The 7,710-nt window shown below is 31.7% G+C and carries 11 protein-coding genes; all 11 read left to right on the top strand.

The annotated features are described in order from the left end of the window. Positions 1–682: hypothetical protein (locus F3G86_RS04715; RefSeq protein ID WP_188116419.1), on the top strand; the 682-nt coding region annotated here is incomplete at its 5' end. 119 nt (positions 683–801) lie between these two features. Beyond that, on the top strand, positions 802–1,263 hold the full coding sequence (locus F3G86_RS04710) for a hypothetical protein (RefSeq protein WP_149723126.1): 462 nt from the start codon (positions 802–804) through the stop codon (positions 1,261–1,263). After that, positions 1,260–1,520: a hypothetical protein gene (locus F3G86_RS04705; protein WP_107857027.1), complete on the top strand. Its 261-nt coding sequence runs from the start codon at positions 1,260–1,262 to the stop codon at positions 1,518–1,520. Before F3G86_RS04710 ends, F3G86_RS04705 begins: the two co-directional genes overlap by 4 nt. Before the next feature lie 205 nt (positions 1,521–1,725). Further along, a complete protein-coding gene (locus tag F3G86_RS04700) occupies positions 1,726–2,109 on the top strand; it encodes an Imm41 family immunity protein (RefSeq protein ID WP_149723125.1) in 384 nt (127 codons plus the stop codon). Further along, positions 2,106–2,294, top strand: coding sequence for an Imm41 family immunity protein (locus F3G86_RS04695; RefSeq protein WP_149723124.1), 189 nt, complete (start codon positions 2,106–2,108; stop codon positions 2,292–2,294). The genes F3G86_RS04700 and F3G86_RS04695 overlap by 4 nt, the downstream gene beginning before the upstream one ends. Before the next feature lie 388 nt (positions 2,295–2,682). Next, positions 2,683–5,025: a hemagglutinin repeat-containing protein gene (locus F3G86_RS04690; protein ID WP_149723123.1), complete on the top strand. Its 2,343-nt coding sequence runs from the start codon at positions 2,683–2,685 to the stop codon at positions 5,023–5,025. Then, positions 5,001–5,876: a hypothetical protein gene (locus tag F3G86_RS04685; RefSeq protein WP_149723122.1), complete on the top strand. Its 876-nt coding sequence runs from the start codon at positions 5,001–5,003 to the stop codon at positions 5,874–5,876. Before F3G86_RS04690 ends, F3G86_RS04685 begins: the two co-directional genes overlap by 25 nt. A gap of 1 nt (position 5,877) precedes the next feature. Further along, positions 5,878–6,690: a hypothetical protein gene (locus F3G86_RS04680; protein WP_149723121.1), complete on the top strand. Its 813-nt coding sequence runs from the start codon at positions 5,878–5,880 to the stop codon at positions 6,688–6,690. A 22-nt stretch (positions 6,691–6,712) separates the two neighbouring features. Next, entirely contained in the window at positions 6,713–7,111 is a 399-nt protein-coding gene (locus tag F3G86_RS04675) for a hypothetical protein (RefSeq protein ID WP_149723120.1), read from the top strand. Positions 7,112–7,122: 11 nt separating this feature from the next. After that, entirely contained in the window at positions 7,123–7,503 is a 381-nt protein-coding gene (locus F3G86_RS11190) for a polymorphic toxin type 33 domain-containing protein (RefSeq protein WP_411160688.1), read from the top strand. 10 nt (positions 7,504–7,513) lie between these two features. Beyond that, positions 7,514–7,710 (top strand): hypothetical protein (locus tag F3G86_RS10435; RefSeq protein WP_188116418.1); only part of this gene is annotated, 197 nt, incomplete at its 3' end.

Below are 7,710 nucleotides of genomic sequence, written 5' to 3'. Positions count from 1 at the left end.
AAGAAATTTAAGCTACACACTATCTAAAAACCTAGCAACTCTAGGCAGTGGTAACATAGAGATAGCAGATAAAGATAACTCTGATGATCTAACAAGACTAAATAGAGATACAACTAAACTAACAAAAGATCTAGTAAATACTAGCATAAGCTCAAATGTAGATGGTAGTATGGATTTAAGGGTGCTGACTAAGAGTGGGCAAAAGGAGATCAAAGATGAGTTTAATACAGCATCAACTATACTTAAGGCCATAGAGCTTATATCTACTACGAAAAATGCTAAGTTATCTAGTTTCTTCAACTATGTGGATGACTTAGTAAAAGGATACGACAAAGATAAAATATTATTAGAGCTAAATTTAAAGGTAATTGAAAATCAAAGTGCTTCTATACTGGAAAAAGAACAGGCTGCTAGTAATATTGCTGCAATGTATGGTGTTAATGTAAAATTTGCAAATTTAGAAAACTATAGTGGTGGTAAATTTAACCCAGAAGATCCAAACTCAATATATTTAAATACGGCTACTCTTGGCAATACAAAAACTTTTTTAACAGCTCTAAGGCATGAGCTGGTTCATAGAAAAGATAATGAAGCAGGTAAATTTATACCGCAAGATAAATTTCAAAATGAATTTGCTACCAATCTAGCATTAAAAAAACTTGATATGTCCAAAAAGCCCTAGCCTTAAATGATAAAAAAATAGACAACTTTAATCTTAATATAAATAAAGACGATCCTGCTATACTTGCAAACACAAATCATTTTTACTCTTTAGATCAAAGTAAGAGTGATGATTGGATAATGCAAGCAGTAGGCGGAGTAACAGGTGCCTTAAGCAATCTATATACTCAGTATGAAAGAAATGGCGAAAATTTAAATTTAGATAATATAAACTTTGTCGAGCTTCTTATAAATACAGGGGCTGGTATTTGGTCTGGCGGAGCAACAAGTTTGGGTGGCACAATTATTAGAGGTGGTGCTTCTTCAATTGCAACAGAAGCATACAATCAAGATAAATATAATAAAAATGGAGTTGATATGAAAAGCATTGCTGCGCAAGGTCTCTTTGGCTCGTCTATAGGGCTAGCATCAGGGGCGGCTGGGTTGGTCGGAAAAAATATTATTAAGAAGAGTGGTGTTATAGGTCGCCCTATAAATGAGTCACTAAAGACATATGAATATGAGTTGGGTGGCACTGTTGGATTTGGAGCTGCAACTTTAAAAAGCTACATAGAAAACAAGAAAGAAAATGGCACAAAATGATTTTTATACTAGCATGGAATTTGGCAATATTTGTAGTGATTATTTTTTTTGGTTTTAATGTAGCCTTTAATCTAATTTCTGCTGTTTTTACCGTATATTTGGTGCTTTGCATAGCAAAAAATAAAGTAAAAAAAGATGACTTCACCTTTGAGAGAATAAAGCATGGCGAATTTAAGTACGGTGGAGTTGCTTTTGTTTGGATGATATTTATTTTGATATCATGGATAACTTATGATGTTATAGAATTTTTAAAATAAATTTTTTTAATTTGTGCTTATATAGCCTCCTTGGGTGATTATTATATGGTTTATTGCAAAGATGAAAGCGAAGAGATAACAAAAAGAATGGCTATAAAATTTGGTCTTGAGAGGTCTTGCCTAAATTTGTTGTGAATTAATGGTATAAAGATTTTAAAATTTGGAAAGTCAAATTTTTTAAAAACATAAATGGAACAGACGATTGATGAAATTTGAAAATTTTTATAAAAATGTAAAAACAAGTAAGTATTTTGATAAGGATTCATTTATAGGACAAATAGTTCTTAACGGCATATGGTATGATGATAAATATTGGCGACTAGAAAAAGATCTGCTTGAAATTTATGATACATATAAAGGTGAAGTAAAAATTCCAAGAGAACTGTTTGCTGGGATAGTGTCTATATTGGATGTTTTTATTATGCATAGTACTCAAGAGCTTATATTTGAGAAAAAGTCTATCAAAAGGCCATATCTATCATTAGAATTTGACCCAAAAGAGAGACTGGAGGTGATAAGTAGCTACATATTTGGAATATACGATGGCGATATTGAAAGTGTTGATTTTGATTACACAGAGGATTTATGAAGTATTTTTATAAAAATTTAGCATATGAAAAATGCTATGATGAGAACTCATTTGTCGCAGGCCTTATGGATTATTTTGAGTGGAGCGATGAGAAGTATTGGCTATTAGAGAGCGACCTTGTAGAAATATATAAAAAATACCATAAAAAAGAGCTACCGATTAGGATAATGAGGGGTATAGTTTGACTATTAAATACCCCTTTATATCACTTTGGTCCTTTTAAGGTAAAGACAAGTGAGAGATCTTTTAAAAAGAAAAGTAACTATCTAATCAGTCCTTTGAAACCCAGCATGTCTGATAGAGTTAATAGGTTCAGGTCTTTGATCTTGGCTGTGTCTCTAGATGATGATAAATTTTTCTATACAGATTTTATATATGCTCCAAAATAATTGGTAGGCATCGACTACTCTGATATAGAAGAAGTAAGTGAGATATTAGAATAGTATAGAGACGAGGAGAAATACTTTAAAGAAAACATTCTTCTTGCAACTGAGAATGTAAATGCCAAGAATTTAGCGCTTATAACCTAAATAGCTGCAGCTATTGCAAGTTCAGGAACGTATAGCTTTAGCTATGGCAAACGTAGAAGCTAAGAGCCTAGCTCTAGTAGCTCAAGTAGCAGCTGCTGCAAAGGCAGCATCTAACTGGTATACATTTGGCTTTAGTGTAGGAGTAGCAGCTAGTGTAAATGGCCACAAATCAAAGTCAAACTCAAATGAAGTAATCTCTAACCCGTCAAATTTAAGTGCAAATAACATCAAAATACAAACTCCAAATGATACAACTATCACTGGCTCAAATTTAAGTGCCAATAACCTAATAGATATAAATACAAATAACTTAAACATAAACTCTAGCAAAAACACCTATACATCAGAAAGTAAAGATAAAAGCATAGGTGGAACTATGAGATATACTATGTATGGTGGCGGTGGCGGAAGTGCTGGGCTTAACTACTCTACTAGCAGCAGCGACACTGAAAGTCTAACAAATAACAACTCTCATCTTTACTCAGCTAAAGATATGAATATAAACACAGCCAATGACGCAACCATCAAAGGAGCAAATTTAAGAGCTGATGAGAGATTAAATTTAAAAGTAGGAAATGACCTAAGCTTAGAGAGTGTAAGGGATAAGTATGCTCACAATGAAAGAGCATATAGTGTAGGAGTAGACATAGGATTTAGTAGTGACAAATCACCAAACTCAAGCTTTGCTGATCCATCTAGCACAAAAGCAACTAGTACCAATGCAAATTTCTCTAGATCAAGATCAAATACTATAACCAAGCAAACCATACTCTCATCTATAACAGCCAATGAGCTAAATGTAGAGGTAGGTAAAAACACTCATCTAAAAGGATCACTACTAGCTAGCGGAAACTATGATGAAAACAATAAATTTATAGATAACCACAATCTAAATTTAAAGACAAATACCCTAAGCTATGAGAACCTATCAAATACAAGCTATGCTAAAGGAACAAACTTTAGTATAGGTGCTAACTATATATTAGAAGATAAAAACAATAAAGATAGCAAATCAAATAATAATCAAGAAGATAAATTTACAGGTCTTAAATCAATAGATCTATCTAACCAAAGAAATTTAAGCTACACACTATCTAAAAACCTAGCAACTCTAGGCAGTGGCAACATAGAGATAGCAGATAAAGATAACTCTGATGATATGGATAGACTAAATAGAGATACAACTAAACTAACAAAAGATATAGTAGATACTAGTATAAGCTCAAATGTAGATGGTAGTATGGATATTAGGCTTGCCACAAAAAAAGGAAGGGCTGAAGTAAAAAAAGAAGTAGAAGATGCAAATTATGGATTAAAAAAACTATCTGAGCAAATGCCAGATGAAAATAGTCGTAATAAAATAGTATCAATTATGGGAAAACTTCTTGTGTATGGAAGCATGCTTGCTTTAGATATAATACCAACCAGTTATAATAATGGTGGTTTATTTGGACAGCTTGTTGGTTCTTTCGGTGGAAAAGAGATTGCAAGTGACCTTATTTCTGTTTTTAGTAAAAACTCAGAAAAATATGAATTATATAAAGATAAAATGGTGAGGCTTGAGGATAGTAAATACTTTAAGACTATTAGTCCAGAAAAACAAGAAGAATTAAAAAAACTTTCGTATTTTAAAGATCTTTATGTATCTAAAGAACCTTTAGGAATAGATGTGGATACTATAACGCATCAGAATTCTGGAAATGGTATTTTAAATACGCCAATAGAGGCTATCATGAATGGACTTGAGCAAACAGGACAGATTAAAAAAGATGGCACAAGACTTGCCGGAAATACTATTGAACTAACTGTAAAATATAATCCAACGCGTGGATTTTTTTCTGATTTGCTTGAAGCAGCGCAGGATAAATTTAGTATAGGCACAAGTGACATGGCAAAGCAAGTTGGTAGTTTTATATCTGATGTAACCAATGCAGCAGAAGAAAAGAGAAAAAATGGAGAATATATTTTTGCTGTAAATTTTGCAGCACATTCTCAGTTAAATGCTTTAGCTCTAAATGCTATAAAGTGGGGGAAAGTACACTGGCTTTTTAGTCATCTAAGGGAGTTTGCAAGCACTACAAAGGAGGAAAAAAAGAAAAGTCCATACACTATTTCATCTTTTGGGTCACCTATAGATGCAGAAAAAATGCAAGATACATTAAGTGCAGTTGGTCTTGGACTTGCAGGGACGTTTTCCAACAAAGGTGATTTTGTAGCAGAAGGTCTTGGTGGAAATAAAGACGTAAATAAAAAAGCAGATGTGGTGGATCGCATAAATGTGTTAAATATTTCTAAATTATTTATGGACGGTTCACCGCATAGTTCTTATGTGTGTCAAGATTATGAAAAAGGGGGTGCTAGATGTGGTGTAAATTTTCAGTACTAAAGCTCATTACTATAACTTTTATTGCGCTCTTTTCCGGTTGTCATGATATTCCAAATATAACTACAAAGCATCTTAAACCAGGTATTATGCTTTCATCTTTTCAAGATGAAAGCATTACCTATATACTTCCCAGTAGTTTTGCTGATGTTGAGTGGCATTATTTTTTAAATAAAGAAAATGGTACAAGTATAGTCGACAGAAATCTGCCATCAATGTTCGCTGAAGAGTTTAAAATAAATTCTTCAAGAGCTTATAACGGTAGTATGTTACGAAGTAAATTAGAAATTCGCAAAGATAGAGAAGAAAGCATTGATAGGAGTATTTATGATATTTTGACTGGTTGGCAACCTTACGAAAAAGGATTCTTTACATATATTGATGGCGTAAAGTGTGAAGTGGGTTTTTTTGTAAGTTCCATAACTCAAATTGACTCTGCAAGTTATGGTATTGATTGCCCTTACTACGATATTAGTGGTAATATTTCAGTGTTATCAATTGGAGGCACTTTTAGATTATTTTTTGATCCGGGTAAACATAAAAACTATAAAGCAGAAGATATGGCAATACTATTTAAAAATGATATGAGTGAATTTTTAAAGTCGATAAAATTAAAAAATATGGATAGGGAAAGAATGAAAAAGGAGGGCTTGCTTTTTGATAGAATATATAACCCTAGGGATGAATTTGATGAAATAATCTATGAGTGGTTTGATCCAAATAAATTTGACTGCACAAAGTACCAAAAAGAATATCAGATCTGTAAAAAATCACATCTTTGGAAAGAGATACGTAAAAATAAAAAATTTTTTGATGAAAAATACTATGAAACAGAAAGAAAGATAAAGGGTTAAGATGCTTAAGTATAAAAAAATCATTTTTCTTTTTACATCTTTTTTATTTGTTGGTTGTTTTTCAAATAGCAGTCCTCAAGTGAACGAACAAAAAGTAGTATATAGCTATGATAGAAACTTAAAAGCCTATGCACCAGAAGCAAGAGGGAGTAGAGTAAGGCTAGATACTGAAGGGGTAAATAAATTTATAATAAATAAGATAGGACAAAACTTTGAATATAAAATCAGTGTCTATACTGAAGATGCTGATCATAGCGATGTAATAAAAGCAACAAACAAAGAGGAGAGAATGCAAGATAGAATGGAGTATCTTAACTCTCACGGAAAGATATTTTCTCTTAAATCAAATAGATACATTAAACTAAGCGATGAGTATATATCAAATTTATTATGTCTTGCAAAAACAAACATTAATAGTAGTATCTATGTGAATATTGAATATACTTGTCCCTTTTATAGCAAAAGCGGTAAGAAGAAATTTCTAATAGCAAAGATATCATTGTCAGACTATGCAAGAGATAAAACTATAAAAACTAAAGAAGAGCTATATGAGTATAAGATAACTCAGGCTTATAGTACCCTTAGGCAAGATATTAAAGTAGTAGCTGACTCTCTTTGGATAGATGAGATGGATATTGAAAGAATGAAAAGAGATGGCTTACTACACGAAAATGCCAAATATGGTGCTCAATACGAAAATGCTGTCGAATGGTTTAATCCGGACTTCTTTGAATGCAAAAACATAAACAAAACAAACCAAATTTGTGATGATAAACTAAAATTTAAACTCATACAAGACGAGTTGTCAAAATAAGGGTAGGCGAAACAAAAGTTATATGATAAAAAGAAATTTGGAACATCAAGATAATAAAACTAGCATTTTATTGGACTTGGTTCATTTTAAAAACAACATAGATGCATTAAAAAATATGTTATCCCAGATTGGTTTTGATAGTGAAACTGAGCTCGTTTCTATGTCAAGAGATGATATAGTAAAAATATTACAAAGAAGTTTGGATAAAAAGATATCTTTTTTAGAGCTTGAAGAGTGGGCAAATTTAATAGAATGTCGTGAAGAAATAGGTTTTACAGATGAGAAAATACAAGAAATGATCTTTAAACTAGCAAATCCTTATTTATATGGAGAGTTAGATGAAAAGCAGGTGCTAAGCTATTTAAACGAATTAGATGAAAAATGTGGTGATAAATATAAAATAGTAAATGTTTTGCGTTAAAAAGTGATGAAATTTCGACCTCGCCAGGAACTATTTTTCCAAAAGAAGAGTCAAATAAAAACGACAATATCCTCACTACACCGCAAACAGAGCAATATGATAAAATAACAAATGGCGGTGTAAATACAGATAATCCTTTTAATGAACCTTATATCGGTGGATTTGATGGAAAAGAACAGAATTTTAAAGATAATGTTTATTTTGCTGAAAAAGATAAAAAGTTATCAAATGGAGAAATAAGTAAATTAAAAAAGAACGGTATAGATCCGCACGATTTAAAGCCACATTCTGATTATGATTTGTATAAAGACAAAAAAGGCAATATTTTTGTCAAACTTAAAAACGGAAAAGGTCAAGGCGAACCAACCGGCTATAATATAAATGACTTTTAAGGAATTTATCATGGAAAAAAATGAAATATTTGTCATCTTGATGGCGACTTCCAATAACAAAATTGATATTAAGCAATTTGATAATATTAAGGTTACAAAAATATGGGAAAAGGGAGATAAAAAGCTCCCGAATAACAATGTATTAAAATACAAAAATTTTGGTTTGAAAATAGAGCAAAAATATCAAAATAAGCATTATATTCAAGA

Origin of the sequence: Campylobacter concisus (assembly GCF_902460595.1) — a bacterium.
Taxonomy (GTDB): Bacteria; Campylobacterota; Campylobacteria; order Campylobacterales; family Campylobacteraceae; genus Campylobacter_A; species Campylobacter_A concisus_BL.
This window is presented reverse-complemented; position numbering and strand designations above follow the sequence as displayed.

Bases quoted from the DNA above. Each gene is read 5' to 3' on its own strand.
- F3G86_RS04695 (WP_149723124.1), top strand. From the start codon at position 2,106: ATGAAGTATTTTTATAAAAATTTAGCATATGAAAAATGCTATGATGAG.
- F3G86_RS04710 (WP_149723126.1), top strand. From the start codon at position 802: ATGCAAGCAGTAGGCGGAGTAACAGGTGCCTTAAGCAATCTATATACT.
- F3G86_RS04705 (WP_107857027.1), top strand. From the start codon at position 1,260: ATGATTTTTATACTAGCATGGAATTTGGCAATATTTGTAGTGATTATT.
- F3G86_RS04700 (WP_149723125.1), top strand. From the start codon at position 1,726: ATGAAATTTGAAAATTTTTATAAAAATGTAAAAACAAGTAAGTATTTT.
- F3G86_RS04680 (WP_149723121.1), top strand. From the start codon at position 5,878: ATGCTTAAGTATAAAAAAATCATTTTTCTTTTTACATCTTTTTTATTT.
- F3G86_RS04675 (WP_149723120.1), top strand. From the start codon at position 6,713: ATGATAAAAAGAAATTTGGAACATCAAGATAATAAAACTAGCATTTTA.
- F3G86_RS04690 (WP_149723123.1), top strand. From the start codon at position 2,683: ATGGCAAACGTAGAAGCTAAGAGCCTAGCTCTAGTAGCTCAAGTAGCA.
- F3G86_RS04685 (WP_149723122.1), top strand. From the start codon at position 5,001: ATGTGGTGTAAATTTTCAGTACTAAAGCTCATTACTATAACTTTTATT.